26 protein-coding genes and 2 riboswitches are annotated in these 26,629 nt (G+C 46.0%); of the genes, 23 read left to right on the forward strand and 3 right to left on the reverse strand.

The features are described from left to right. Positions 1–72: 72 nt before the first annotated feature. The 18 genes from guaA to purD all read left to right on the forward strand — a co-directional run bounded on the left by guaA (position 73) and on the right by purD (position 18,717). On the forward strand, positions 73–1,614 hold the full coding sequence (guaA, locus tag NST56_RS03415; RefSeq protein ID WP_168747092.1) for a glutamine-hydrolyzing GMP synthase: 1,542 nt from the start codon (positions 73–75) through the stop codon (positions 1,612–1,614). Between the two features lie 144 nt (positions 1,615–1,758). Then, a riboswitch (purine riboswitch) is annotated at positions 1,759–1,860 on the forward strand. Between the two features lie 135 nt (positions 1,861–1,995). Further along, the gene (pbuG, locus tag NST56_RS03420) at positions 1,996–3,318 is read left to right on the forward strand and encodes a hypoxanthine/guanine permease PbuG (RefSeq protein ID WP_010333237.1); all 1,323 of its coding nucleotides are present in this window, start codon (positions 1,996–1,998) and stop codon (positions 3,316–3,318) included. Between the two features lie 216 nt (positions 3,319–3,534). Beyond that, positions 3,535–4,332 (forward strand): hypothetical protein, encoded by a 798-nt coding sequence (locus NST56_RS03425; protein WP_268450577.1) that lies wholly within the window; start codon positions 3,535–3,537, stop codon positions 4,330–4,332. Between the two features lie 128 nt (positions 4,333–4,460). Beyond that, a complete protein-coding gene (locus NST56_RS03430; protein WP_010333239.1) occupies positions 4,461–4,628 on the forward strand; it encodes a Fur-regulated basic protein FbpA in 168 nt (55 codons plus the stop codon). Positions 4,629–4,842: 214 nt separating this feature from the next. Further along, on the forward strand, positions 4,843–5,397 hold the full coding sequence (locus NST56_RS03435) for a DUF5698 domain-containing protein (RefSeq protein WP_010333240.1): 555 nt from the start codon (positions 4,843–4,845) through the stop codon (positions 5,395–5,397). Beyond that, a complete protein-coding gene (locus tag NST56_RS03440; RefSeq protein ID WP_010333241.1) occupies positions 5,397–5,594 on the forward strand; it encodes an NETI motif-containing protein in 198 nt (65 codons plus the stop codon). The genes NST56_RS03435 and NST56_RS03440 overlap by 1 nt, the downstream gene beginning before the upstream one ends. A gap of 79 nt (positions 5,595–5,673) precedes the next feature. Then, a riboswitch (purine riboswitch) is annotated at positions 5,674–5,775 on the forward strand. A 140-nt stretch (positions 5,776–5,915) separates the two neighbouring features. After that, on the forward strand, positions 5,916–6,404 hold the full coding sequence (gene purE / locus NST56_RS03445; RefSeq protein ID WP_339179976.1) for a 5-(carboxyamino)imidazole ribonucleotide mutase: 489 nt from the start codon (positions 5,916–5,918) through the stop codon (positions 6,402–6,404). Then, on the forward strand, positions 6,397–7,539 hold the full coding sequence (gene purK, locus NST56_RS03450; RefSeq protein WP_168747095.1) for a 5-(carboxyamino)imidazole ribonucleotide synthase: 1,143 nt from the start codon (positions 6,397–6,399) through the stop codon (positions 7,537–7,539). The genes purE and purK overlap by 8 nt, the downstream gene beginning before the upstream one ends. Further along, positions 7,536–8,831 (forward strand): adenylosuccinate lyase, encoded by a 1,296-nt coding sequence (purB, locus tag NST56_RS03455; protein WP_010333244.1) that lies wholly within the window; start codon positions 7,536–7,538, stop codon positions 8,829–8,831. Before purK ends, purB begins: the two co-directional genes overlap by 4 nt. A 73-nt stretch (positions 8,832–8,904) precedes the next feature. Beyond that, entirely contained in the window at positions 8,905–9,630 is a 726-nt protein-coding gene (gene purC / locus NST56_RS03460; protein ID WP_026014673.1) for a phosphoribosylaminoimidazolesuccinocarboxamide synthase, read from the forward strand. After that, positions 9,623–9,877, forward strand: a complete 255-nt coding sequence (purS, locus tag NST56_RS03465; protein WP_339179981.1) for a phosphoribosylformylglycinamidine synthase subunit PurS — start codon at positions 9,623–9,625, stop codon at positions 9,875–9,877. Before purC ends, purS begins: the two co-directional genes overlap by 8 nt. After that, entirely contained in the window at positions 9,874–10,557 is a 684-nt protein-coding gene (gene purQ / locus NST56_RS03470; RefSeq protein WP_168747096.1) for a phosphoribosylformylglycinamidine synthase subunit PurQ, read from the forward strand. The genes purS and purQ overlap by 4 nt, the downstream gene beginning before the upstream one ends. Then, positions 10,541–12,769, forward strand: coding sequence for a phosphoribosylformylglycinamidine synthase subunit PurL (purL, locus tag NST56_RS03475; protein WP_339179984.1), 2,229 nt, complete (start codon positions 10,541–10,543; stop codon positions 12,767–12,769). Before purQ ends, purL begins: the two co-directional genes overlap by 17 nt. Further along, positions 12,745–14,175 carry an amidophosphoribosyltransferase gene (purF, locus tag NST56_RS03480; RefSeq protein WP_010333249.1) on the forward strand — a complete coding sequence of 477 codons (1,431 nt, stop codon included), beginning with the start codon at positions 12,745–12,747 and terminating at the stop codon, positions 14,173–14,175. Before purL ends, purF begins: the two co-directional genes overlap by 25 nt. A gap of 99 nt (positions 14,176–14,274) precedes the next feature. Beyond that, complete coding sequence (gene purM, locus NST56_RS03485) at positions 14,275–15,315, forward strand: phosphoribosylformylglycinamidine cyclo-ligase (RefSeq protein WP_326204335.1); 1,041 nt, start codon at positions 14,275–14,277, stop codon at positions 15,313–15,315. Then, positions 15,312–15,899, forward strand: a complete 588-nt coding sequence (gene purN, locus NST56_RS03490) for a phosphoribosylglycinamide formyltransferase (RefSeq protein ID WP_339179990.1) — start codon at positions 15,312–15,314, stop codon at positions 15,897–15,899. The genes purM and purN overlap by 4 nt, the downstream gene beginning before the upstream one ends. After that, complete coding sequence (purH, locus tag NST56_RS03495; RefSeq protein ID WP_339179993.1) at positions 15,896–17,434, forward strand: bifunctional phosphoribosylaminoimidazolecarboxamide formyltransferase/IMP cyclohydrolase; 1,539 nt, start codon at positions 15,896–15,898, stop codon at positions 17,432–17,434. The genes purN and purH overlap by 4 nt, the downstream gene beginning before the upstream one ends. Positions 17,435–17,448: 14 nt before the next feature. After that, positions 17,449–18,717 (forward strand): phosphoribosylamine--glycine ligase, encoded by a 1,269-nt coding sequence (purD, locus tag NST56_RS03500; protein WP_339179995.1) that lies wholly within the window; start codon positions 17,449–17,451, stop codon positions 18,715–18,717. A gap of 39 nt (positions 18,718–18,756) precedes the next feature. On the opposite strand, the gene NST56_RS03505 is transcribed toward purD, so the two are convergent. Beyond that, positions 18,757–19,179, reverse strand: a complete 423-nt coding sequence (locus tag NST56_RS03505) for an Lrp/AsnC family transcriptional regulator (RefSeq protein WP_326334482.1) — start codon at positions 19,177–19,179, stop codon at positions 18,757–18,759. 143 nt (positions 19,180–19,322) lie between these two features. On the opposite strand from NST56_RS03505, the gene NST56_RS03510 reads away from it, so the two are divergent. Further along, positions 19,323–20,597 carry an amino acid permease gene (locus tag NST56_RS03510; RefSeq protein ID WP_168749395.1) on the forward strand — a complete coding sequence of 425 codons (1,275 nt, stop codon included), beginning with the start codon at positions 19,323–19,325 and terminating at the stop codon, positions 20,595–20,597. A gap of 13 nt (positions 20,598–20,610) precedes the next feature. Here the strand turns inward: NST56_RS03510 and NST56_RS03515 are convergent, their stop codons facing one another. Further along, positions 20,611–20,844 (reverse strand): DUF2892 domain-containing protein, encoded by a 234-nt coding sequence (locus NST56_RS03515; protein WP_029441181.1) that lies wholly within the window; start codon positions 20,842–20,844, stop codon positions 20,611–20,613. Positions 20,845–20,971: 127 nt separating this feature from the next. Between NST56_RS03515 and NST56_RS03520 the strand changes: the two genes are divergently transcribed. From NST56_RS03520 to NST56_RS03530, 3 genes are read left to right on the forward strand one after another with little or no spacing between them, the layout of a single operon-like run. Beyond that, on the forward strand, positions 20,972–22,714 hold the full coding sequence (locus NST56_RS03520; RefSeq protein WP_268446522.1) for an adenine deaminase: 1,743 nt from the start codon (positions 20,972–20,974) through the stop codon (positions 22,712–22,714). A gap of 26 nt (positions 22,715–22,740) precedes the next feature. Continuing rightward, positions 22,741–23,736, forward strand: coding sequence for a DUF3048 domain-containing protein (locus tag NST56_RS03525; RefSeq protein WP_229148738.1), 996 nt, complete (start codon positions 22,741–22,743; stop codon positions 23,734–23,736). Positions 23,737–23,738: 2 nt separating this feature from the next. Next, positions 23,739–24,053 carry a YerC/YecD family TrpR-related protein gene (locus tag NST56_RS03530; protein WP_003219429.1) on the forward strand — a complete coding sequence of 105 codons (315 nt, stop codon included), beginning with the start codon at positions 23,739–23,741 and terminating at the stop codon, positions 24,051–24,053. 36 nt (positions 24,054–24,089) lie between these two features. Here the strand turns inward: NST56_RS03530 and NST56_RS03535 are convergent, their stop codons facing one another. Then, positions 24,090–25,667 (reverse strand): FMN-binding glutamate synthase family protein, encoded by a 1,578-nt coding sequence (locus NST56_RS03535; RefSeq protein WP_339180007.1) that lies wholly within the window; start codon positions 25,665–25,667, stop codon positions 24,090–24,092. Positions 25,668–25,905: 238 nt separating this feature from the next. Here NST56_RS03535 and NST56_RS03540 point away from each other — a divergent pair, with 238 nt between their 5' ends. Beyond that, a complete protein-coding gene (locus NST56_RS03540) occupies positions 25,906–26,592 on the forward strand; it encodes a heptaprenylglyceryl phosphate synthase (RefSeq protein ID WP_268505806.1) in 687 nt (228 codons plus the stop codon). The last annotated feature ends 37 nt before the right edge of the window (positions 26,593–26,629 follow it).

Raw genomic sequence — 26,629 nt, forward strand, 5'->3', positions numbered from 1 at the left:
GGCGGAGCGTGTTTCATATCTGTCCTCGTTTTTTTCTGTGTCAAAAAACTTAGAGGAGATTAGGTGACAACCATGACAAAGTTAGTGAATGAAATGATTCTTGTCCTTGATTTCGGCAGTCAGTACAATCAGCTGATTACACGCCGCATCCGTGAATTTGGTGTATACAGTGAGCTGCATCCCCATACATTGACGGCTGAAGAAATTAAAGAAATGAATCCAAAAGGAATTATTTTATCCGGCGGTCCGAACAGTGTATATGATGAAGGCTCTTTCCGCTGTGACGAGAAAATCTTCGAATTAGATGTTCCTGTATTGGGAATTTGCTATGGCATGCAGCTGATGACTCATTACCTTGGTGGTAAAGTAGAAGCGGCCAGCCAGCGTGAATACGGTAAAGCGAACATCCACATCGAAGGAACACCTGATTTGTTCAAAGATCTTCCGAATGAACAAGTGGTTTGGATGAGCCACGGTGACTTGGTTGTAGAAGTGCCTGAAGGTTTCACTGTTGATGCGACAAGCCATCACTGTCCGAACTCAGCAATGAGCAAAGCGGATAAAAAATGGTACGGCGTTCAGTTCCACCCGGAAGTGCGCCATTCTGAATACGGCAATGACCTTCTGAAAAACTTTGTATTCGGCGTTTGCGATTGTGAAGGCAAATGGTCAATGGAGAACTTTATCGAAATCGAAATGCAAAAAATCCGTGAAACGGTCGGAGACAAACAGGTTCTTTGTGCGCTTAGCGGCGGCGTTGATTCTTCTGTTGTTGCTGTTTTGATTCATAAAGCGATCGGCGACCAGCTGACTTGTATCTTTGTAGACCATGGCCTGCTCCGTAAAGGCGAGGCTGAAGGTGTTATGAAAACATTCAGCGAAGGCTTTAACATGAACGTGATTAAAGTAGATGCAAAAGACAGATTCTTAAATAAACTGAAAGGCGTTTCTGATCCTGAGCAAAAACGCAAAATCATCGGTAATGAATTCATTTATGTGTTCGACGATGAAGCGGACAAGCTCAAAGGCATCGACTACCTTGCACAAGGAACGCTTTACACTGATATCATCGAGAGCGGTACTGCAACGGCGCAAACGATCAAATCTCACCATAATGTCGGCGGGCTTCCTGAAGACATGCAGTTTGAACTGATCGAGCCGTTAAACACGCTCTTCAAAGACGAAGTGCGCGCGCTTGGCACAGAGCTCGGCATTCCGGATGAAATCGTATGGCGCCAGCCTTTCCCAGGACCGGGCCTCGGCATCCGCGTTCTTGGCGAAGTAACAGAAGAAAAACTGGAAATCGTTCGTGAATCAGATGCGATTTTGCGTGAAGAAGTAGCAAATCACGGGTTAGAGCGTGATATCTGGCAATACTTCACTGTTCTTCCTGACATCCGCAGCGTTGGTGTTATGGGTGACGCAAGAACATATGATTACACAATCGGAATTCGCGCCGTTACTTCAATTGACGGCATGACTTCTGACTGGGCGCGTATCCCATGGGATGTGCTTGAAGTGATTTCTACACGTATCGTAAATGAAGTGAAGCACATTAACCGCGTGGTGTACGATATTACAAGTAAGCCGCCTGCGACGATTGAGTGGGAATAAGTAAAATTAGCGAAAACCATTTTCTTTGGCAATTATGCCGAGAAGATGGTTTTTTTTGTTTATTACGAACAAAATCAATTTTTAACCGACTATTGTTCGTTTTTTTATATTGTTTTTTCAAATCGAACTTGGTACAATAGACACAGAAATCAAATAAGATGAATTCGTATAATCGCGGGGATATGGCTCGCAAGTTTCTACCAAGCTACCGTAAATGGCTTGACTACGTAAACATTTCTTTCGTTTGATATAAATAAAACACGTTTATTTATTCAAACTGGAATCCGTCTGTAGTCAAGCGTCCCAAAATATATTGGGGCGTTTTTTATTTGGCGATTTCAGGGCAGGATAAATAGCAAAGAGTGAAGGGAGTCAAATAGCTTGAAAAAGTTTTTTCAGTTTGATGAGCTGGGCACCAGCTATCGCAACGAAATCATCGGCGGATTAACGACCTTTTTATCCATGGCGTATATCCTGTTCGTCAATCCGATTACGCTAGCTTTGGAAAGTGTAAAAGATTTTCCGGAAGCATTGAGAATAGATCAAGGTGCGGTCTTTACGGCGACAGCTTTGGCGTCAGCAGCAGGCTGTATTTTAATGGGCTTAATTGCGAGATATCCGATTGCCATTGCGCCCGGTATGGGGCTGAACGCGTTTTTTGCGTTTTCTGTTGTTCTCGGTATGGGGATTTCCTGGCAGGCCGCTTTGTCTGGTGTTTTCATTTCAGGACTGATCTTTGTTGCTCTTTCTTTAACAGGTTTTCGTGAAAAAATCATAAACGCTATTCCGCCTGAGCTGAAATTGGCAGTCGGAGCGGGGATTGGCCTATTTATTACATTTGTCGGCTTACAGGGCTCAGGGATCATTGCATCGAATCCTTCAACCCTTGTCACAATCGGAAACATTCACAGCGGTCCTGTGCTGTTAACGATTTTCGGTGTCATTGTAACAGTTATTTTAATGGTGCTTCGCGTGAACGCAGGCGTGTTTATCGGGATGCTGTTAACGGCGATTGCCGGTATGATTTTCGGTTTGGTTCCGGTTCCGTCTCAAATCGTCGGAAGTGTGCCAAGCCTTGAATCGACGTTTGGACAAGCTTGGATTCACTTGCCGGATATTTTCTCTGTGCAAATGCTGATCGTCATTTTAACATTCTTGTTTGTCGGATTTTTTGATACGGCTGGTACACTGGTTGCTGTGGCAACACAGGCTGGTTTAATGAAGGAAAACAAATTGCCGCGTGCAGGCCGTGCACTTTTAGCTGACTCAACTTCAATCGTTATCGGCTCCGTGCTTGGGACGTCTACAACAACGTCTTATGTGGAATCAAGCTCGGGTGTTGCTGCGGGGGCCCGTTCCGGTTTTGCGGCAATTGTAACTGGGATTCTCTTTTTGCTCGCTATGTTTTTCTCACCGCTTCTATCAGTCGTTACGTCAAATGTAACAGCTCCGGCACTGATCATAGTGGGTGCATTAATGGTAGCGCCGCTTGGCAAAATCGCTTGGGATAAGTTTGAAGTGGCGGTTCCCGCTTTCCTTACAATGATCATGATGCCGCTAACGTACAGCATTGCGACTGGAATTGCGATCGGATTTATTTTCTACCCGATTACAATGGTGTGCAAAGGTAAAGCCAAAGAGGTTCATCCGATCATGTACGGACTGTTTGTTGTATTTATTCTTTACTTTATTTTCTTGAAATAATGATTGAAAACCAGCTGCAGTTTTTGAGGCTGGTTTTTTATTTTGTTGCGAAAGGCAAAACCATTTCATATCATATACCGTCATGTAGATGTGCCGCCCTTGTTTACTGAAATGGAAATGACTTGACTGTTCAGGAAGGCTTCGGTACCTTATATAAGTGTTTTATTTTCTTGCTGAATGGTATTCCGCCGTATATTTTTGATAGGAGTTGCTAACATGACGGAAGAAAGAAAAGAAACGTTGGAAGAAGAAGTTAACCAGAATGAAGGAATAGATGAAGAGCCGCTATCGCGGATGTCGAGAAAGGCCAGCCGCCAAAGCAAGCAGAAGCAGAAACAAAAGCAGAAACAACATAAGGAACGCGTAGAATCGTCTGCGAAAGAAAAGCTAGCCTCTGTTTGGGCAGCCATTAACAGATATTGCGGCTTTGCTTTTTCAATATTGAAATCTCCGGCGAAAACGGTCGTGGCAGATGGTTTCTCTCATTATAAATATGGTCTTATTTCAATGCTCATATTCAGTATCGTTTTTTCAATCGGGAACTGGTTTCAGTTAAAGGCGAGCTGGAACAGGCCGCTCGGTTTTGGAGAACGCCATCACGCGTTTTATGACGGATTTTTTGTCGTTCTTGTGTATATGCTCGTCTTTTTTGCTGTTATGGTCTTCTCAATATGGGCCGTGTCTCGGTATATGATGAAGCAAAAGGTATCATTCAAGGAAGCTGCTGCTGGTTTTGGCTCATTGCTTGTACCGGTGATCGCCGTTTCAATCATTTGGATGATATTTGCGATTGTGAATGTACCGATGCTGACTGTCCTTTTCACAGTCTTAATCCTGTTTTCGCTTTTCTTTATGATGGCGCTGTATGTACAGCGTCTGTATCAGACGGCAAGTGAGGCACCGATTGACTACATCTATTGTGTGTTTGCTGTTTTAGCCGTTGCGCTGCTGTTTGCGGCAGTGACATGGCCGTTTATTTCTGAATATTTTACGGCGTCGCTTATCCCGCTTTAATGTAAAAAAACCGGCTGAAAAGGCCGGTTTTTTGATGTCACAGATTTTACAAATATATCTAAAAAACACAGTTGAATTGTAGGATTAATCCGTGTATGATGAGGAAAATGCTGTGGAGGATGATGGACATGGCCCATTTACTTCGTCAGGCGATTTATCAAAAGAAGGAATTTTTAAAAACCAAATTAATGCTCTCAGAATTTTATCGCGGAAGAGGGGAACAGCTCGCTGATTATACGCTGAGTGAACTTGAGAAAGAATATGAGTCCCTTCGGAAAATGAAAAAAGAGATGTGACAATAAATAAAGAAATGTGAGTCTGCTGAAAAGCAGGCTTTTTTGTTTGGATTTTGAAAAGGATAGAAAGAGGGTAAACTATTGCTGAGTGAGGAAGAGAGTGTGTCGAAAAATTTTGTCTGCGATAACGGCCATAGCTGATTGTAAAGGGTACATTTCTCTAGTAGAATATGAATGCTTTACGTAAGTTGAATGAGTAAGGGGGTTTTATAAAATGATGCAAACCTTATTATCAAACGGATTAGCAATGGTTCTCATTATTCTGATTATCAATGTTGTTTATGTATCATTTTTTACGATAAGAATGATTTTAACACTGAAAGGCCAGCGGTATTTAGCGGCCGGAATCAGCACGATTGAAATTTTGGTTTATGTGACCGGGCTGAGCCTCGTGCTCGATAACTTAGACCAGATTCAAAACGTGATTGCGTACGCACTCGGCTATGGTCTGGGCGTGATTGTCGGCATGAAAATCGAAGAAAAACTAGCGCTTGGCTATATTATGGTCAATGTGATTACAAAAGAGCTTGACCTCGATCTTCCGAAGCAGCTTCGTGAAAAAGGCTATGGCGTGACGAACTGGGTGGCAGGCGGACTTGAAGGCGACCGCACGGCTCTGCAGATTTTGACGCCGAGAAGATATGAGCTGCAGCTGTACGAGACGATTAAAACGCTTGATTCAAAAGCTTTTATTATTGCGTATGAACCAAAAACGATCCACGGCGGCTTCTGGGTCAAAGCGGTGAAGAAGAGGAGAATTAAAGAATAATGGCAAAACCGAAGAAGAAAAAGTTTGAAGTGACAGAACAGCAAACGATCGAAGCAGTGCTTCAGCAAATGAAAGAAGAAGGGTATATGCCTGTACGTCGAATGGAAGAGCCGATCTTCAAGGAAAAGATGGAAGATGGGTCAATTCAGATCGTTCCGTGCGGAAAAAAAATCGTATTTGAAGGGAAATTGATCTAAAACACGAACATTAGCAGAATGAATTTTTATATCGTTCGATAATGTCGTTGACATTATTCATGTCCGTTGTTAAGATAAACATGAAATCAAAACACGACCTCATATAATCTTGGGAATATGGCCCATAAGTTTCTACCCGGCAACCGTAAATTGCCGGACTATGCAGGAAAGTGATCGATAAAACTGACATGGATATATCGCAGAAGCGAACGACTGCCGATACATGCACCATGCCCGGTTTGTATTGCTTCCTCATAATGCAATACAAAGCCGGGTATTTTTTATTTTCTGAAAACTAAAGCATTAGAAGGTGGGAACAGAATGCAGCCGCTAGTAGGAATCATCATGGGAAGCACTTCCGATTGGGAGACAATGAAAAACGCATGCGACATACTTGAAGAACTTGAAGTGCCGTACGAAAAGAAGGTGATTTCCGCTCACCGGACGCCTGATTTCATGTTTGAGTACGCTGAAACAGCCAGAGAAAGAGGCATCAAGGTCATTATCGCTGGTGCCGGTGGTGCGGCGCACTTGCCGGGGATGACAGCTGCTAAAACGACGCTGCCGGTTATCGGCGTTCCGGTTCAGTCTAAGGCGCTGAACGGACTCGATTCACTTCTTTCCATCGTGCAAATGCCTGGAGGCGTACCGGTTGCCACAACAGCCATCGGAAAAGCGGGCGCTGTGAACGCAGGTCTGTTAGCGGCGCAAATTTTGTCAGCTTTTGACGAGGATCTAGCCAGAACGTTAGATGAAAGAAGAGAAAATACAAAACAAACAGTGTTAGAAAGCAGTGATCAGCTTGTCTAATCAAATCATCTATCCAGGAGCCGTCATCGGCATGATCGGCGGCGGACAGCTTGGGAAAATGATGGCTGTCTCCGCAAAGCAAATGGGGTATAAAGTCGCGGTCGTTGATCCGGTGAAAGACTCGCCGTGCGGGCAGGTCGCGGATATTGAAATCACCGCGTCTTACAATGACCGCGAAGCGATTCGGAAATTGGCTGAGATCAGCGATATTATCACGTATGAGTTTGAAAACATCGATTATGATGCGCTGCATTGGCTGAAAGATCATGCGTATCTCCCGCAAGGAAGTGAGCTGCTGCTCATTACCCAAAACCGTGAAACAGAGAAAAAAGCGATTCAATCCGCGGGCTGTGAAGTTGCCCCTTACAGCATCGTCAAAACAAAGGATGAGCTGAAAGAGGCGGTTCAGTCGCTGGGGCTTCCCGCAGTGCTGAAAACATGCCGCGGCGGATATGACGGCAAAGGCCAATTTGTCATCAAGGAAGCGTCACAAATAGAAGAGGCTTCAGCTCTTTTAGAGCAAGGGACTTGCATTCTCGAAAGCTGGGTTTCTTTTAAAATGGAACTGTCGGTCATCGTTGTCAGATCGGTAAACGGAGAAATTTCGACGTTCCCGGCAGCGGAGAACATTCACCACAATAATATTCTGTTCCAAAGCATCGTGCCTGCACGGGTTGAAGAAAGGATTCAGGCAAAGGCTGCTGAGCTGGCCGTTAAGCTCGCAGATGAGCTGAATCTTGTCGGACCGCTTGCTGTTGAAATGTTCCTGACAGAGGGCGATGAGCTTTTGGTTAATGAACTGGCGCCTAGACCGCACAATTCAGGACATTACACGCTGGATCTTTGCGAAACAAGCCAGTTTGAACAGCATATCAGAGCGGTTTGCGGCCTTCCGCTTGGAAAAACGGAGCTGCTGAAGCCTGGCATGATGGTGAATCTTCTCGGCGATGAAGTAAAGATCCCAGAGGAAGAGCCGGAGCTTTTAAAAGAAGCAAAGCTTTATGTATACGGAAAACATGAAATTAAAAAAGGCCGCAAAATGGGGCATATTACTTTTATGAAGCAGCCTGAAGACGAATGGATTCAGGAGATCACAAATAAATGGAGAAATAGAGACGGAGGACAAGCAGAATGATCGAACGTTATTCAAGACCTGAAATGTCCGCGATTTGGACGGATGAAAACAGATTTCAAGCATGGTTAGAGGTTGAAATTCTTGCCTGTGAAGCGTGGGCGGAGCTTGGCGTGATCCCAAAAGAAGACGTAAAGCTGATGCGCGAAAACGCATCATTTGACATCAACCGCATATTAGAAATCGAACAGGACACGCGCCATGACGTAGTTGCTTTTACGCGCGCTGTATCCGAATCACTGGGCGAAGAAAGAAAATGGGTGCATTACGGCTTAACGTCAACTGACGTCGTAGATACTGCTCTTTCTTACTTATTAAAACAGGCAAATGACATTCTGCTCAAGGATCTTGAGAGATTTGTTGACATCATAAAAGAAAAAGCGAAAGAACATAAATACACAGTCATGATGGGCCGTACACACGGCGTACACGCAGAGCCTACAACATTTGGTTTAAAACTTGCGCTTTGGCACGAAGAAATGAAACGCAACCTTGAACGCTTTAAACAAGCGAAGGAGGGCATTGAGGTTGGGAAGATCTCCGGTGCTGTCGGCACATATGCGAACATTGATCCGTTTGTTGAGCAATATGTTTGTGAGAAACTCGGCCTGAAAGCAGCACCGATTTCAACACAAACGCTTCAGCGTGACCGCCATGCTGATTATATGGCGACACTTGCTTTGATCGCGACAAGCATTGAGAAATTCGCAGTTGAAATTCGCGGACTGCAAAAGAGTGAAACACGTGAGGTCGAGGAATTTTTTGCGAAAGGGCAAAAAGGGTCATCCGCAATGCCGCATAAACGGAATCCGATCGGTTCTGAAAACATGACAGGTATAGCGCGTGTCATTCGCGGCTACATGATGACAGCTTACGAAAATGTTCCGTTATGGCATGAGCGCGATATTTCTCATTCTTCAGCGGAACGGATTATTCTTCCGGATGCGACAACCGCGCTGAATTACATGCTGAACCGTTTCTCCAATATCGTGAAGAACTTAACGGTCTTCCCGGAAAACATGAAGCGCAACATGGACCGCACATTGGGGCTGATCTACTCTCAGCGCGTGCTGCTGGCATTGATTGACACAGGCCTGACTCGTGAAGAAGCTTATGACACAGTGCAGCCGAAAGCAATGGAGGCATGGGAGAAGCAAGTACCGTTCCGTGAGCTTGTGGAAGCGGAAGAGAAAATCACGTCCCGTCTTTCTCCGGAAAAAATTGCTGACTGCTTTGATTATCATTACCATCTGAAAAATGTGGATCTGATCTTTGAACGTTTAGGTTTAGCTTAGAAGAAGCTTTTAGCGGCTTCTTCTAAGCCGCTGCAGTTTGAAAATTCCCAACATTCGGGTTAGGAGGCCTTCCGTGAATATTGTGAAGAATGAACTTTTATATGAAGGAAAAGCAAAAAAGATCTACAAAACCGATGACGAAAACACGCTGTATGTGGTGTATAAAGATTCTGCCACTGCCTTTAACGGAGAAAAAAAGGCGGAAATTAGCGGCAAAGGGCGCTTAAACAATGAGATTTCAAGCCTGATTTTCAAACACCTCCATAAAAAAGGAGTTAATAACCACTTTATCGAGCGGATGTCGGAAACAGAGCAGCTCATTAAAAAGGTAACGATTGTGCCGCTTGAAGTCGTCGTCAGAAATGTTGTGGCAGGAAGCATGTCCAAACGTCTCGGCATTCCAGAAGGCACGGAGCTTGAACAGCCGATTATCGAGTTTTACTACAAGGATGACGCGCTGGGTGATCCGCTCATCACAGAAGATCATATTTGGCTTTTGAAAGCGGCGACTCCTGAGCAGGTAGAAGCCATTAAGTCCATTACAAAAACAGTAAATGAAGAGCTTCAAAGCATTTTTGACGATTGTCATGTCAGATTAATAGATTTCAAGCTTGAATTCGGTTTAGATGCAGACGGGCAAGTGCTTTTGGCGGATGAAATTTCACCTGATACATGCCGTCTGTGGGATAAAGACACGAACGAAAAGCTGGACAAAGATTTATTCAGACGCAATCTGGGAAGCTTAACCGACGCATACGAAGAGATTTTCAAAAGACTGGGAGGCATTCATCATGTATAAAGTAAAAGTTTATGTCAGCTTAAAAGAAAGTGTACTGGATCCACAAGGGAGCGCTGTCCAGCATGCCTTGCACAGTATGTCTTACAAGGAAGTCGCCGACGTGCGCATCGGGAAATACATGGAGCTAACAATTGAAAAGTCGAACCGTGATCTTGACGTGCTAGTGAAAGAAATGTGCGAAAAACTTCTTGCGAATACAGTGATTGAAGATTACAGATATGAGGTTGAGGAGGTAGTCGCACAGTGAAATTTGCGGTGATAGTATTACCCGGCTCTAACTGTGATATCGATATGTATCACGCTGTAAAGGATGAACTCGGCCATGATGTGGAATACGTCTGGCACGAGGAAACAAGCCTTGACGGCTTCGACGGCGTGTTAATCCCGGGAGGTTTTTCTTACGGAGATTACTTGAGATGCGGCGCCATCGCCCGATTTGCGAATATTATGCCTGCTGTAAAACAGGCAGCGGCTGAAGGAAAACCTGTCCTCGGCGTCTGCAACGGATTTCAGATTTTACAGGAGCTTGGCCTTTTGCCAGGTGCAATGAGACGCAACAAAGATTTGAAGTTCATTTGCCGTCCGGTTGAATTAATCGTGCAGAACGACGAAACTTTATTCACCTCTTCCTATGAAAAAGGCCAATCGATTACAATTCCGGTTGCCCACGGTGAAGGGAATTTCTACTGTGATGACGAAACGCTTGCTTCATTAAAAGAAAACAATCAAATTGCTTTCACATACGGTTCCGATATTAACGGAAGTGTCAGCGATATTGCCGGTGTTGTAAATGAAAAAGGAAATGTGTTAGGCATGATGCCTCATCCAGAGCGCGCGGTCGATGAACTGCTTGGAAGCGCCGACGGTCTTAAATTGTTTCAGTCTATCGTGAAAAATTGGAGGGAAACTCATGTCACTACTGCTTGAACCAAGTAAAGAACAAATTAAAGAAGAGAAAATATATCAGCAAATGGGTGTCAGTGATGATGAGTTTGCATTGATTGAATCCATTCTTGGAAGATTGCCGAACTACACAGAAATCGGAATTTTTTCTGTCATGTGGTCAGAGCATTGCAGCTACAAGAACTCAAAGCCGATTTTGCGTAAATTCCCGACGAGCGGCGACCGCGTGCTGCAAGGTCCGGGGGAAGGCGCCGGAATCGTTGATATCGGTGATAACCAAGCGGTTGTGTTCAAAATTGAATCGCATAACCATCCATCAGCCATCGAACCGTACCAAGGCGCTGCGACTGGCGTAGGCGGCATAATCCGTGATGTCTTTTCAATGGGTGCGCGTCCGATCGCTGTATTAAACTCTCTTCGATTTGGTGAACTGACTTCACCGCGCGTGAAGTACTTGTTTGAAGAAGTAGTAGCAGGTATCGCCGGATATGGGAACTGCATCGGAATCCCGACAGTCGGCGGCGAAGTGCAATTTGACAGCAGCTATGAAGGTAATCCGCTTGTCAACGCAATGTGCGTCGGATTAATCAATCATGAAGACATCAAAAAAGGCCAGGCAAAGGGTGTCGGCAACACGGTCATGTATGTCGGCGCAAAAACAGGGCGAGACGGAATTCACGGCGCTACGTTTGCGTCTGAAGAAATGTCTGATGCTTCTGAAGAAAAGCGCTCCGCGGTTCAAGTCGGCGATCCGTTTATGGAAAAGCTTTTGCTTGAAGCGTGCCTGGAAGTCATTCAATGTGACGCCTTAGTCGGCATTCAGGACATGGGAGCTGCCGGCCTAACCAGCTCAAGCGCGGAAATGGCAAGTAAAGCGGGTTCTGGCATAGAAATGAACCTTGACTTGATCCCTCAGCGTGAAACAGGCATGACCGCTTATGAAATGATGCTTTCTGAATCACAGGAACGGATGCTGCTTGTTATTGAGCGCGGACGTGAACAGGAAATCATCGATATTTTTGACAAGTATGATCTTGAAGCAGTTTCTGTCGGACGTGTAACAGATGATAAAATGCTGCGCCTGACACATAAAGGTGAGGTTGTATGCGAGCTCCCTGTTGATGCCTTGGCAGAAGAAGCGCCGGTTTACCACAAGCCTTCTCAAGAGCCGGCTTACTACCGTGAATTTTTAGAGACAGATATCCCGGCTCCTCAAATTGACGATGCGAATGAAACACTGAAGGCGCTCCTGCAGCAGCCGACGATCGCAAGCAAAGAGTGGGTTTACGACCAGTATGACTACATGGTGCGGACGAATACAGTTGTGGCTCCTGGATCTGACGCGGGTGTTCTCAGAATCCGCGAAACGAAAAAGGCGCTGGCGATGACAACTGACTGTAACGCCCGTTATCTCTACCTTGATCCAGAGGTCGGCGGAAAAATCGCTGTCGCTGAAGCGGCGCGCAACATCGTTTGCTCCGGTGCAGAACCGCTTGCGGTTACAGATAACCTGAACTTCGGAAACCCGGAAAAACCGGAAATTTTCTGGCAGATTGAAAAAGCGGCTGACGGCATCAGTGAGGCGTGTAACGTTCTCAGCACACCTGTAATCGGCGGAAACGTATCGCTTTATAACGAATCAAACGGCACGGCGATCTACCCGACACCTGTAATCGGCATGGTCGGTTTAATTGAAGATACAGATCACATTACAACGCAGCATTTCAAACAAGCGGGCGACCTTGTGTACGTCATCGGCGAAACAAAACCTGAGTTTGCCGGAAGCGAGCTGCAAAAAATGACAGAAGGCCGCATTTACGGCAAAGCGCCGCAAATTGATCTTGATGTAGAGCAGGCACGCCAAAAGGCACTGCTTGATGCGATTAAACAAGGCTTTGTTCAATCAGCGCACGATGTATCTGAAGGCGGCATAGGCGTAGCAATTGCGGAAAGTGTCATGACGACGGAAAACCTTGGCGCTAGCGTGGCTGTTGAAGGGGAAGCAGCATTATTATTCTCTGAATCTCAATCCCGCTTCGTTGTTTCTGTGAAAAAAGAACATCAAGCAGCGTTTGAAGCAGCTGTACAAGATGCGGTTCATATCGGTGAGGTAACAGCTGACGGACTTCTGAGCATTCAAAATCAAGACGGACAACAATTGATTCACGCGCAGACGAAAGAGCTTGAACGCGCGTGGAAAGGAGCTATCCCATGCTTGCTGAAATCAAAGGCTTAAATGAAGAATGCGGCGTTTTTGGGATTTGGGGACATGAAGAAGCCCCGCAAATTACGTATTACGGCCTCCACAGCCTCCAGCACAGAGGACAGGAGGGCGCGGGCATTGTGGCAACTGACGGTGAACAGCTGACGGCGCATAAAGGCCAAGGGCTGATCACTGAAGTATTTCAAAACGGTGAGCTCAGCAAAGTGAAGGGGAAAGGCGCAATTGGGCACGTTCGGTATGCAACAGCCGGCGGCGGCGGATATGAAAATGTTCAGCCGCTCCTCTTCCGCTCCCAAAACAACGGCAGCCTGGCGCTTGCCCATAACGGGAACTTGGTGAATGCCACTCAGCTGAAGCAGCAGCTTGAAAATCAAGGAAGCATCTTCCAGACGTCTTCAGACACTGAGGTTTTGGCTCACCTGATCAAAAGAAGCGGCCACTTCACGCTGAAGGATCAAATTAAAAACTCGCTTTCCATGCTGAAAGGCGCCTACGCGTTCCTGATCATGACTGAAACAGAAATGATTGTCGCGCTTGACCCGAACGGACTTAGACCGCTGTCAATCGGCATGATGGGAGACGCTTATGTTGTCGCTTCAGAAACATGTGCATTTGATGTCGTCGGCGCGACGTATCTCCGCGAGGTGGAGCCGGGCGAAATGCTGATTATCAATGATGATGGCATGAAATCAGAGCGCTTCTCCATGAATATCAACCGTTCTATTTGCAGCATGGAATACATTTATTTCTCACGGCCTGACAGCAATATTGAGGGCATTAACGTGCACAGCGCGCGTAAAAACCTTGGAAAAATGCTTGCTCAGGAATCAGCGGTTGAAGCTGATGTGGTGACAGGCGTTCCGGATTCCAGTATTTCAGCGGCTATCGGCTACGCAGAAGCAACAGGCATCCCGTACGAGCTTGGGTTAATCAAAAACCGTTATGTGGGCAGAACGTTTATTCAGCCGTCACAGGCTCTGCGTGAGCAGGGTGTCAGAATGAAGCTTTCTGCAGTGCGCGGTGTTGTAGAAGGAAAACGCGTCGTCATGGTGGATGACTCTATCGTGCGCGGAACAACAAGCCGCCGGATCGTAACGATGCTCAGAGAAGCGGGTGCGACAGAAGTGCATGTGAAAATCAGTTCGCCGCCGATCGCTCATCCGTGCTTCTACGGTATTGATACGTCTACACATGAAGAACTGATCGCGTCTTCTCACTCGGTTGAAGAAATCCGTCAGGAAATCGGAGCTGACACTCTCTCATTTTTGAGTGTCGAAGGGCTGCTGAAAGGAATCGGCAGAAAATACGAAGACGCTAATTGCGGGCAATGTCTTGCTTGCTTTACAGGGAAATATCCGACTGAAATTTATCAGGACACTGTGCTTCCTCATGTAAAAGAAGCGGTGTTAACCAAATAAAACTTGAAAATGACATAAAGGCAGCGCAGTTCGGCTGCCTTCTCTTTCTGCCCTTGATCGGAGAGAAATTTTGAAAAGCGCCTTAAAGGAGTGAATAGGATGTCTGAAGCATATAAAAACGCAGGAGTTGACATCGAAGCCGGATATGAAGCTGTAAAACGGATGAAAAAACATGTGGAGCGTACGAAAAGGCTTGGTGTTATGGGCAGCCTTGGCGGCTTTGGCGGCATGTTTGATCTGTCGGAGCTTTCTTATCAGAAACCCGTTTTAATTTCGGGTACAGATGGTGTCGGCACAAAATTAAAGCTGGCTTTTTCCATGGATAAACATGACACGATTGGTGTAGACGCTGTCGCAATGTGTGTCAATGACGTTCTTGCGCAAGGTGCGGAGCCGCTCTTTTTCCTCGACTATTTAGCGGTCGGCAAAGCAGATCCCATGAAAATTGAGCAGATCGTACAAGGCGTTGCGGATGGCTGTGAGCAGTCAGGTTCAGCCTTGGTCGGCGGAGAAACCGCTGAAATGCCTGGCTTATATACAGTTGATGAATACGATATCGCAGGTTTCTCAGTTGGTGTGGCGGAAAAGGATGAAATCGTGACAGGCGAAAACATTAAGGAAGGCCACCTTTTAATCGGACTAAGCTCCAGCGGTCTTCACAGCAACGGATTTTCCCTTGTGAGAAAGGTGCTTCTGGACGATGCAGAGCTTGATCTCGACGAAACGTATGAGCCGTTTGAACGCCCGCTCGGCGAAGAATTGCTTGAGCCGACAAGAATTTACGTGAAGCCTGTGCTTGCGGCTGTGAAAAGCGGACTCATTGATGGTATGGCGCACGTAACAGGCGGCGGATTTATTGAAAATCTTCCGCGTATGCTTCCTGAAGGCTTAAGTGCGGAAATCGATCATGGCTCTTGGCCGATCCCGCCGATCTTCTCTTTCTTGCAGGAGCATGGCAAGCTGAAAGAAGAAGACATGTTTAACGTCTTTAATATGGGCATCGGATTTGTTCTGGCAGTAAAAGAAGAACATCTCACAAAAGTCATCGGAACGCTTGAAAGCCACGGCGAAAAAGCCTATTTAATCGGGCGAGTGAAACAAGGTGAAGGCGTTACATTCGGCGGTGCTGCACTTTCATGAAAAAGTTTGCGGTATTTGCATCCGGAAATGGCTCAAACTTCGAAGCCATCGTCACACGCTTGAAAGAGGAGAACTGGGATGCGTTCGTATCACTCCTCGTTTGCGACAAACCGCAGGCGAAAGTCATCGAGCGGGCGGAAAGATTCCAGATTCCATCCTTTGCATTTGAGCCGAAGTCTTATGAAAACAAGGCCGCATTTGAACGGGCCATTATTGAACAGCTTCATCTTCATGAAGTAGAATTGATCGTTCTCGCCGGCTATATGAGACTGATCGGTGATACGCTGCTCCAGGCATACGGAGGAAAAATCATCAACATCCATCCGTCCCTTCTTCCCGCTTTTCCTGGAATAGACGCAGTCGGACAGGCATACCGGGCGGGTGTGAAGGTGGCCGGGATTACCGTTCATTACGTCGATGAAGGAATGGATACAGGGCCGATCATCGCTCAAAAGGCAATTGACATTAATCAACATGATACATTGGAAACAATTGAACAGCGGATTCACAAGCTTGAGCATAAATGGTATCCAAGTGTGATTAAACAGCTATTAGGATTAAATAACAGAGGTGAAAAGGCATGACCATTAAACGCGCACTAATCAGTGTTTCAGATAAAACAAATCTTGTTCCTTTCGTAAAAGAACTGACAGAGCTTGGCGTTGAGGTTATTTCAACCGGCGGCACAAAAAAGCTTCTTCAAGAAAACGGTGTTGAAGTCATCGGAATTTCTGAAGTGACAGGTTTTCCGGAAATTATGGACGGTCGCTTAAAAACGCTTCATCCGAATATTCACGGCGGTCTTCTTGCAGTTCGCGGCAACGAAGAGCATATGGCGCAGATCAATGAACACGGCATTGCGCCAATTGACCTGGTTGTCGTCAACCTCTATCCATTTAAAGAAACGATTTCTAAAGAGAATGTGACGTACGAAGAGGCTATTGAAAACATTGATATCGGCGGACCTGGCATGCTGCGTGCGGCATCGAAAAACCATCAGGATGTGACGGTTATCGTTGATCCAGCGGATTACAGCCCTGTTCTGAATCAAATCAAAGAAGAAGGCGATGTTTCGCTTCAGAAAAAACGCGAGCTGGCGGCAAAAGTATTCCGTCACACTGCAGCATATGACGCGCTGATCGCTGACTATCTGACACATGTTGTCGGTGAAAAAGAACCAGAACAATTCACCGTTACATTTGAGAAAAAACAATCGCTTCGCTACGGAGAAAACCCGCATCAGGAAGCAACATTCTATCAAAGCGCGCTTCCTGTCAAAGGTTCTATTGCACAAGCAGAACAGCTGCACGGCAAAGAGCTTTCTTACAACAACATTAAAGATGCGGACGCAGCTGTTCAAATTGTTCGTGAATTCACGGAGCCTGCTGCGGTTGCTGTGAAGCATATGAATCCATGCGGCGTGGGAACTGGCGAAACGATCGCAGAAGCGTTTGACAGAGCGTTCGAAGCAGATAAAACATCGATTTTCGGCGGCATTATCGCGTTGAACCGTGAAGTGGACAAGCCAACAGCTGAAGCGCTTCATAACATTTTCTTAGAAATCATCATTGCGCCTTCATTCAGCCAAGAAGCGCTTGATATCCTGACAGCGAAGAAAAATCTCCGCCTGCTGACACTTGATGTGACAGCTGCCGTCCAAAAAGAAAAACAGCTGACATCTGTACAAGGCGGATTGCTGATTCAAGATTTAGATATGCACGGCTTTAATGATGCTGAGATCAGCATTCCGACAAAAAGAGAGCCGAACGAGCAAGAGTGGGAAGATTTGAAGCTTGCTTGGAAAGTCGTGAAACATGTGAAATCCAATGCGATCGTTCTCGCGAAGGACAACATGACAGTCGGCGTGGGAGCCGGACAAATGAACCGTGTCGGATCAGCGAAAATCGCAATCGAGCAAGCAGGAGAAAAAGCAAAAGGCAGTGCGCTCGGATCTGATGCATTTTTCCCAATGCCGGATACGGTTGAAGAAGCTGCAAAGGCAGGCGTTACGGCTATCATTCAGCCGGGTGGATCTGTGCGTGACGAGGATTCCATCAAAAAAGCGGATGAATACGGCATTGCCATGGTATTCACCGGCATCAGACACTTCAAACATTAAGGGGATGAAAACGCGTGAATGTATTAATTATCGGTAAAGGCGGAAGAGAACATACGCTGGCATGGAAGGTGGCGCAAAGCAGCCTCGTTGATAAAGTATTTGCCGCTCCGGGAAATGACGGCATGGCATCTTCTGCACAGCTTGTAAACATTGAGGAAAGCGACCACGCCGGGCTTGTCTCATTTGCTAAAGAGAATCAGGTTGGGCTGACCATTGTCGGACCTGAGGTTCCTTTAATTGAGGGCCTTGTTGACGAGTTCGAAAAAGCCGGTCTTCGTGTGTTCGGTCCGTCAAAAGCCGCTGCGATCATCGAAGGAAGCAAACAGTTTGCAAAGGATTTAATGAAGAAATACGACATACCGACCGCAGAATACGACACGTTTACATCCTTTGAAAAAGCCAAGGCTTATGTGCAGGAAAAAGGCGCTCCGATTGTCATTAAAGCGGACGGACTTGCGGCTGGAAAAGGCGTAACCGTTGCGATGACGGAAGAAGAAGCCATCGCGTGTCTGCACGATTTTCTTGAAGATGAAAAATTCGGTGATGCGAGCGCATCTGTCGTAATTGAAGAATTTCTTTCTGGCGAAGAGTTTTCCCTCATGGCATTTGTCAAAGGAGAAAAGGTATATCCGATGGTCATTGCCCAGGATCATAAACGCGCGTTTGATGGAGACAAAGGGCCGAATACAGGAGGTATGGGCGCTTACTCTCCTGTTCCGCAAATTTCGGAAGATACCGTATGTCATGCTGTAGAAACGATCGTCAAGCCAGCCGCAAAAGCAATGGTTCAAGAAGGGCGTTCTTTCACAGGCGTTTTGTACGCGGGACTGATGCTCACTGCGAATGGATCGAAGGTCATTGAATTTAATGCACGTTTCGGCGACCCGGAAACACAGGTCGTGCTTCCGCGCATGGAATCTGATCTGGTACAGGTGCTTCTTGATCTTTTAGATGATAAGGACGTTGACTTGAGATGGAAGGATACGGCGGCAGTCAGTGTCGTGCTTGCTTCAGAAGGCTATCCTGAAAGCTATGCAAAAGGCACGCCGATTGGCAGCCTGACAGCACATGCTGATCAAGTTGTTGTCTTCCATGCCGGAACGAAAGCAGAAGGTGAAGAGTTCGTCACAAACGGCGGACGCGTCGCCAATGTGACCGCCTTTGACGAAACGTTTGAAGCGGCACGAAACCGAGTGTACAGGGCCGTTGATGAGATCATCAAACCTGGACTGTTTTTCAGAAAAGATATCGGGGCGCGCGCTCTGAAGGCTGCTCAAAAATAAAGAGATGAAAAACCCGCAGATTGTGCTGCGGGTTTTTTGTTATACCAAAGCGTGCCGGAAAGCGGAAGAAGAAAGCACAACAAGCGTGGTCGGTTTTCCATGGGCCATTGAAGCGTCTATAAAATCTTCTAGGGTATGCACAGATTCCGTCACCACTTTTGTCACATAGCTGTACATACCTGTAATCCGGTGGTTCTCTGCCACATCGGGGTGGGCTTCGGCAAAAACGGCGTAGTGTTTGCAGCTTTTCGGCTCCATCAGGATAAAAGCAGTGACATGTTTGTTTAGCTTTTCATAACAGATATCAGCGCTGTACCCGGTAATGACCCCTTTGTCCTCGAGCTTTCTGACACGTTCCGCCGCACTTGGAGAACTGAGTCCGACAAGCTTTCCTAATTCAACCATCGTTAATCTCGCATTTTGCTGTAAATGCGAAAGAATTTGAAGGTCTGTATCATCCATTCGTATGGCTCCTTTACATATTTAGGTGAATTGATAAAAATACCTTTTATGATTAGGTGATGTTGGTGATTTAGCTTAATTGTAGCATATAAGTGTCGTCATCTTTTTTCTATAATTAAGCCATCAACATGGGAGGAGGCATCATTTTGCCGGAATTGCAGCGTTCGATTACTTGGGTTCAAGGAGCGGCATTAACGATCGGGGCCGTATTGGGCTGCGGGATTTTAATTCTTCCGTCTGTCACGGCTGACACCGCTGGTCCCGCTTCTTTATTGGTTTGGGGATTTATGTCTTTCTTATCTTTTCTGCTCGTCGGCACACTGGCGCGCCTTGTCAGAATGGCGCCAAGCGCAGGAGGAATCACGGCTTATGTACAGCTTGCTTTTCGGCCAAAAGCCGGAGCCATTTTGGGCTGGATTATGCTGGGATCGGTTCCGATCGGTGTGCCAGTGATCGCTTTGACTGGCGCACATTATGTCAGCTACGTCACAAAGGCTTCGGATTGGCAGATTGCTTTCATTGCAGCAAGTATGCTGGCGATCTCTATTTTGCTTCATATCAGGGGCATTCAATTATCAGCAAACATCAGCATACTCGTCATCTGTGTCATTTTGTTGCTGCTCGTCATTTCTGTTGCTGTTTCACTGCCTCACGTAAAAGCAGCTGAATTTAAGCCTTTTCTGCCGCATGGCTGGTTTGCCGCGGGTTCTGTTTCTGTCATCATCTTTTTTTCTTTTGTAGGCTGGGAAATGATTACTCCATTAGCTGAAGAGTTTACACATCCCGAAAAGGATGTACCAATCAGTTTATTCTTAGCGGCAGCTTGTGTGGCGGTGCTGTATATTATGCTGTCGTTTGTCACTGTGGGCACCCATGCATATGGAGAAAAGGGAGAAATCGCATCTCTGACGATGCTCATATCAAAAGGAGCGGGGGATATTGGGGTATATGTAACGACTTGTTTAGCTCTTTTTATTACATTCGCCACCATTCATGCCAACATCGCAGGGTTTTCAAGAATGGTCTATGCGTTGGCGAGAGAAGGTCATATTCCGGGGTACTTCGGGAAACTCAGTCATACAAAACATACACCTGTCCGTGTATTAACAGCGCTGGCTATCGTGTTTGGTTTCGTTCTTATGGCGAACGGCATATTTCAAATTGATCTGACAACGCTGCTGAAAGGACCAAGCTCGGCATTTATTGCATCTTACATATGCACTATGGCGGCAGCGCTGAAACTGCTGAACTGGAAGGATTCAGGCTGGTGGATGGCTTTGGGGGCGCTTCTTCTTTGTACAGTAATCTACTTATTTAGCGGCTGGGCGCTCTTGTATCCGGCTGCGTTTGTGGCTGTTGGTTTTTTCTATATGAAGACAAAGGGATATTCTGAAAAAAAGCTTGATCACATTTTATGATCAAGCTTTTTTCTTACGATTCTTGATGATCCTGTCCATGGTTTTCATCAATGGTGTTTTGAAACATATAGGTTACGGGACAGAAACGCAGTATGCCTGAACCTGCCTTCATGGCGCCTATAAAGATGCAGAACAGATGCATTTTGCACCAAGGTTTTTTCGTATACTTGGCACTCGCAGCTGACATAATTGTCAGTCCGCAGGCGATACGGAAGACGGCATTGATGAGACTGATGTTAGGTTTCATGAAATCCGCTCCTTTTACTTTAAAAAGTTTTTTAATCGAACCTTCAAAAATTTGTAACGTTTTTATCGTGCGTGATGGAGAAGGATGTGATACCATGAGTCTAATACATGTAAAGGAGAGTATGTGAATGTCCGAACGCACCTTTAACTGGAAAAATAAAGACATCAGGGCACAGGTTGATGTTGTAGACTCTAAGCTGCTTCCAACGCTCCTTTTACGGAATGCTCTCGTCTTAAATCCATATGTAAAACAATGGCTGAAAAAAAACATTTGGATTTATCAGGACCGTATTGTTTATGTTGGTCATGAACTTCCGGATAGAACCGAAGAAATTCATACGATTAATTGTGAAGGAAAATACATTGTGCCTGGCTATATCGAACCGCACGCACATCCTTTTCAAATATATAATCCCCAAACGCTGGCGGAATATGTGTCTCAGTACGGTACAACGACATTCGTAAATGATAACTTATTTTTGCTTTTGCAAAGCGGAAAAAAGAAAGCGCTTACTATTTTGAATGAACTCAAAAAGCTTCCGGTTCAGTATTTTTGGTGGTCACGATATGACCTGCAGACCGAGGTTCTGAACGAGGATCACGTTCTTCCATTTGACGTCAGAAAGCAGTGGATTGAACATCCGGATGTCATACAAGGCGGAGAAATGACCGGATGGCCGCGTCTTGTAGATGGCGATGATTTAATGCTTCATTGTATGCAGGCCACAAAAAAACAGCGGAAACGCATAGAAGGGCATTTTCCCGGCGCTTCAGATAAAACGCTTACAAAAATGAAGCTGTTCGGAGCGGATTGTGATCATGAAGCCATGACAGGTGAGGAAGTGATGAGAAGGCTGGAGCTGGGCTATTATGTATCACTTCGCAATTCGTCCATTCGCCCTGATTTAAGAAACATATTGCAGGAGCTTCATGAAAAGGGCTTCCGCTACTATGACCACTTTTTTTACACAACAGACGGCGCTACGCCTAATTTTTATAAAGGCGGCATGACAAACGAGCTCATCCGGATTGCCCTGGAAGAAGGGGTTCCGGCAATCGATGCGTACAATATGGCATCATTTAATATCGCGAAGTATTACCAAATGGATGATTATTTAGGCATTGTCGGGCCGGGAAGACTTGCATCACTGAATATCCTTGAGGACCCGTTGCAGCCGAATCCGGTAACCGTTCTGTCAAAAGGCAAGATTCTGCGTGAAGACGGCCGTGATGTGAATGCGTTTCCACATACGAACTGGAACAAAGGCGGTCTTGTCCCGCTTGAGCTTTCATATGATATGACGATGGATGATTTGCAGTTTTCCATGCCGATGGGCGTAAAAATGCGGAATGCGGTGATTATGGAGCCGTATATGATTGAGATCGACAACTCGGTCGAACAGCTTTCATTTGACCATGATGAAAGTTATTTAACGATGCTTGACAGACATGGGAAATGGCGCGTGAATACGATGATAAAAGGATTTGCCTCAAGTGTGCAGGGATTTGTGAGCTCCTTTACGACGACGGGTGATATTGTTGCGATCGGAAAAAACAAAGCGGATATGCTGCTTGCTTTCTCCCGCATGAAAGAAATCGGTGGGGGAATTGTGCTTGCGGAAAACGGAAAAATCCTTCACGAAATTCCGCTTTCACTGTGCGGATGCGCTTCTTCGGAATCGTATGACATCGTGCTGGAAAAGGAACAGAAGCTGAGAGATCTATTGACTGAAAGAGGCTATGAGTATTGTGATCCGGTTTATACGCTGCTCTTTTTACAAAGCACGCACCTCCCGTATATACGCATTACGCCAAGAGGAATCTTCGACGTGATGAAAAAAACTGTACTCTTTCCATCGATAATGCGTTAAAATATAAAAGAGCGGGGAGCCGACATATGAAAAAATGGATGACAGTTTGCGTGCTGTGTTTCGCGTTTTTCATGCTAGTATCTTGTCAGCAGAAGGACGCTGTCCCTGATCACACAAAGAAGCTGAAAGCCCCTTTGACGGGATTGGAGACTGAGCAGAAGGCAGCTGAACGCAGGCCTGTTGCTGTCGTGGTGAACAATCACCCGAAGGCGCGGCCGCAATCAGGACTGTCTAAAGCCGACATTGTCATAGAAGCGCTTGCCGAAGGCCAAATTACAAGGTTTCTGGCCATTTTTCAAAGCCAGATGCCTGAAACTGTCGGACCTGTGCGGAGTGCGCGGGAATATTTCGTCACTCTCAGCAACGGTTTTGACAGCATATTTGTCCATCACGGTTGGAGTCCCGGCGCCAAGGAGCAGCTGGAATCCGGAGCTGCCGATTATATTAACGGATTGGATTTTGACGGAAGCTTATTTTGGAGAGCTGATTTCAGTGAACCGCCCCACAATTCCTACACGTCTTATGAGTACATAAAAAAGGCGGCGGAACAAAAGGGATATGAGCTGAAGCAGGAAACAGATCCAATGCTGTTTCAAACATCAGATGCAAAACCTGTAAATGAATCTTATAATGTTCGGGTAGATTATGGAACAAAAAACGTTACAAATCTTGTCGAATACAACTATGATAAAAAAGCTGAAGCTTATACGAGAAGCTCTGATGGTGTCATGACGACAGACCGGGAGACCGGAAAGCCGGTTGCAATGCAAAATATTTTCATTGTTGAAGCCAGCCATCATACTATTGACCAAGATGGAAGGCGTGACATCGACATAGAATCAGGTGGTAAAGGTCTGCTGTTTCAGCACGGAAACGTCATTGAAGCAGACTGGAAATATGTAAACGGGAGAATTGTGCCGGTGAAAGAAGGCAAATGGCTGCCGTTTGTACCAGGAAAGACATGGATAAATATCGTGCCTGATCTCGATGCGGCTTCCATTAGTAAAGGAGAAGGTGTGTAACGATGCAAATCGATAAATTACGCGGCAAAGAGCTGGACCAGCTATTTAACTCTATCTTATCGCTGAAAGACCTGGAGGAATGTTACCGGTTCTTCGATGATCTTTGCACAATTAATGAAATTCAATCGCTGGCTCAGCGCCTTGAAGTGGCGCGCATGCTCCGCGAAGGAAACACGTATCATAAAATTGAAACAGAAACAGGCGCATCTACTGCGACAATTTCCCGTGTGAAGCGCTGCTTAAATTATGGAAATGACGCCTATGAGATGGCGCTTGACCGTGTGAAGGAGACTGAAACAGAGTCTTCTTCCAAATAAAAAACCGCCCTGCCGTTTGGCTAGGGGCGGTTTTTTTTATGAAACAATTTTCTCAATCAGTTTGTTGATGTCAATTGTGCTGCCATCCTCTTTACGATAGACAACATGCTTCTGGGAAAAATGAATCGGCGAATCGATCCCGGCTGCTGCTGCCAGATTAAACAGCCCCTCACGCAGCGAAATGACGTAGTTGCAGACACGGTGCTGCTTTTCTTCAACGCTCAGCGCTTTTTGCAGCTTCGGATCTGTTGTCGCAACGCCTGCCGGGCATGTGTTGGTGTGGCATACGAGGGCGCGGATGCATCCGACTGAAAACATCATGCCGCGTGCAATGTTGACAAAGTCAGCGCCCAGAGCTAAAGCGACCGCGATTTTGTCAGGGGTCAGCAGCTTTCCGGAAGCAAAAAGTTTCATCCGGTCACGCAAGCCGTATTGTCTGAGCAGCGTATCAACGATAGGGAGCGCGGTCATAATCGGGAGGCCGACTGTGTCGGCAAGCTCATAAAAGGAAGCACCGGTACCGCCTTCACTCCCGTCTATTGTTATAAAATCAGGATGTTTTCCGCTTTTCTGCATATAAGAAAAAAGCTCATGCAAGTCATCAGGCTGGCCTGCAACAATTTTAATGCCGACCGGCTTTTGACCGACGTCTCGCAGCTTTTCAATAAAATCCAGCATTTCAGGTGTGCTTGAAAATTCATGAAAGCGGTTTGGGCTGTCGATTGATTTTCCGGGTTCGACATTCCGGATTTCCGCCACTTCCTCTGACACTTTAGCGCCATCCACATGTCCGCCGCGGGTTTTCGCTCCTTGTGCGAGCTTCAGCTCAAACGCTTTAATTTGGTCAAGCCGACTTTTCTTTTTGAATTCCTCCCACGAAAATTCCCCTTTTCTATTGCGCACGCCAAAAAGACCGGGACCGATTTGGCAGATGATATCAGCACCTCCCTTTAAGTGATACTCAGACAATCCGCCTTCACCGGTATTCATCCAAGTGCCGCCCGCCTGGTGCAGCCCTTTTGACAGCGCTGTAATGGCGCGCTCCCCAAGTGAACCGTAGCTCATGGCGGATTGCCCGATTAATCCCTTCACATAGAAAGGCTTTTCGCATGTACTCCCGCCGATGACTTGAACATCATCTGGATGGAGATAATACGGATCAGCCTTAATACGTTCGGCATGTTCGCTGCGTCTGAACAGATTGTCCGAATCGATTTTATAGATGTGGGTTTCGATTTTCGGAGACTGGCTCACACGCAATTCTTCTTTTTGTTTTGGGAAAAGGGCGTTTCGGATATAATAGCCCGGTTGATCAAAATCTCTTACCGATCCGAAACCCATCATTCTGCTTTTATATTTTCCGGAAATGACAGTTTGCTCATATTCTTTTCGTGAAAAAGGCTGTTCCTCATTGTCATTGCTAAATAAATACTGCCGCAGCTCCGGACCGATTTTCTCAAAAATATAGCGAAACCTTCCAATGACAGGATAATTGCGGAGGATCGAATGCTCCTGCTGTTTTTCGTCCTTTATGTAGATCCAGACAAACAATGCGATGGGGATAACGATAATCCCGATGATAAATGCAATAAGTGCAATGATCATGTATTCCATCTGTTAGCCTCCCTTTTTATGTAACCATTTCCACTGTTGGAGCGTTTCCAAACAATAGAAAATATTACTGTGTTTTTACTATAAAAAGAGAGCGAAACAGCCGCTTTTTTTCTGCGGAAATAGAATCAAAACACCTTTTTCAGTGAATAACGAGAATGACGGCTTTTTCCGTTTTTCCGCGCTATGTGAATTTGTTATAATGTTTAAATGGTAAGAAACGAATGGAGGAACGGATGACGTGTACGATGTAACGGAGTGGAAGCATGTCTTTAAACTCGATCCAAATAAAGATTTGCCTGATGAACAGCTGGAGATTCTTTGTGAGTCAGGGACTGATGCGGTCATTATCGGAGGAAGCGATGGTGTAACGGAGGATAATGTCCTGCGGATGCTATCTCAGGTGAGACGGTTTTTGGTGCCGTGTGTACTTGAGGTGTCAGCGATTGAAGCGATTGTCCCCGGCTTTGACTTATATTTTATTCCAAGTGTATTAAACAGCAAAAATCCGGATTGGATTGTCGGAATGCATCAGAAGGCCATGAAGGAATATGGAGAACTGATGTCGATGGAAGAAATTGTGGCGGAAGGCTATTGTATCGTAAATCCTGATTGCAAAGCCGCGGCTTTAACGGAGGCGGACACCAATCTGAATCATGACGATATCATCGCCTATGCGCGCGTGTCTGAGCTGCTGCAGCTTCCGATTTTCTATCTGGAATACAGCGGCGCTCTTGGGGACATAGAAGCCGTGAAGAAAACGAAGGCTGTATTGCAATCGTCCACCCTGTTTTACGGAGGCGGCATCAAAGATGCGGAGACGGCGAAACAGTATGCCGAGCACGCGGATGTCATTGTGGTGGGCAACGCTGTGTATGAGGATTTTGATGAAGCGCTAAAGACAGTAGCAGCTGTCAAAGGCGAGTAGCGAAATGTACGGATTTGTTTTATGATAGAACATATGT

This window comes from Bacillus sp. FSL R5-0560 (assembly GCF_037966305.1).
Taxonomy (GTDB): Bacteria; Bacillota; Bacilli; order Bacillales; family Bacillaceae; genus Bacillus; species Bacillus mojavensis.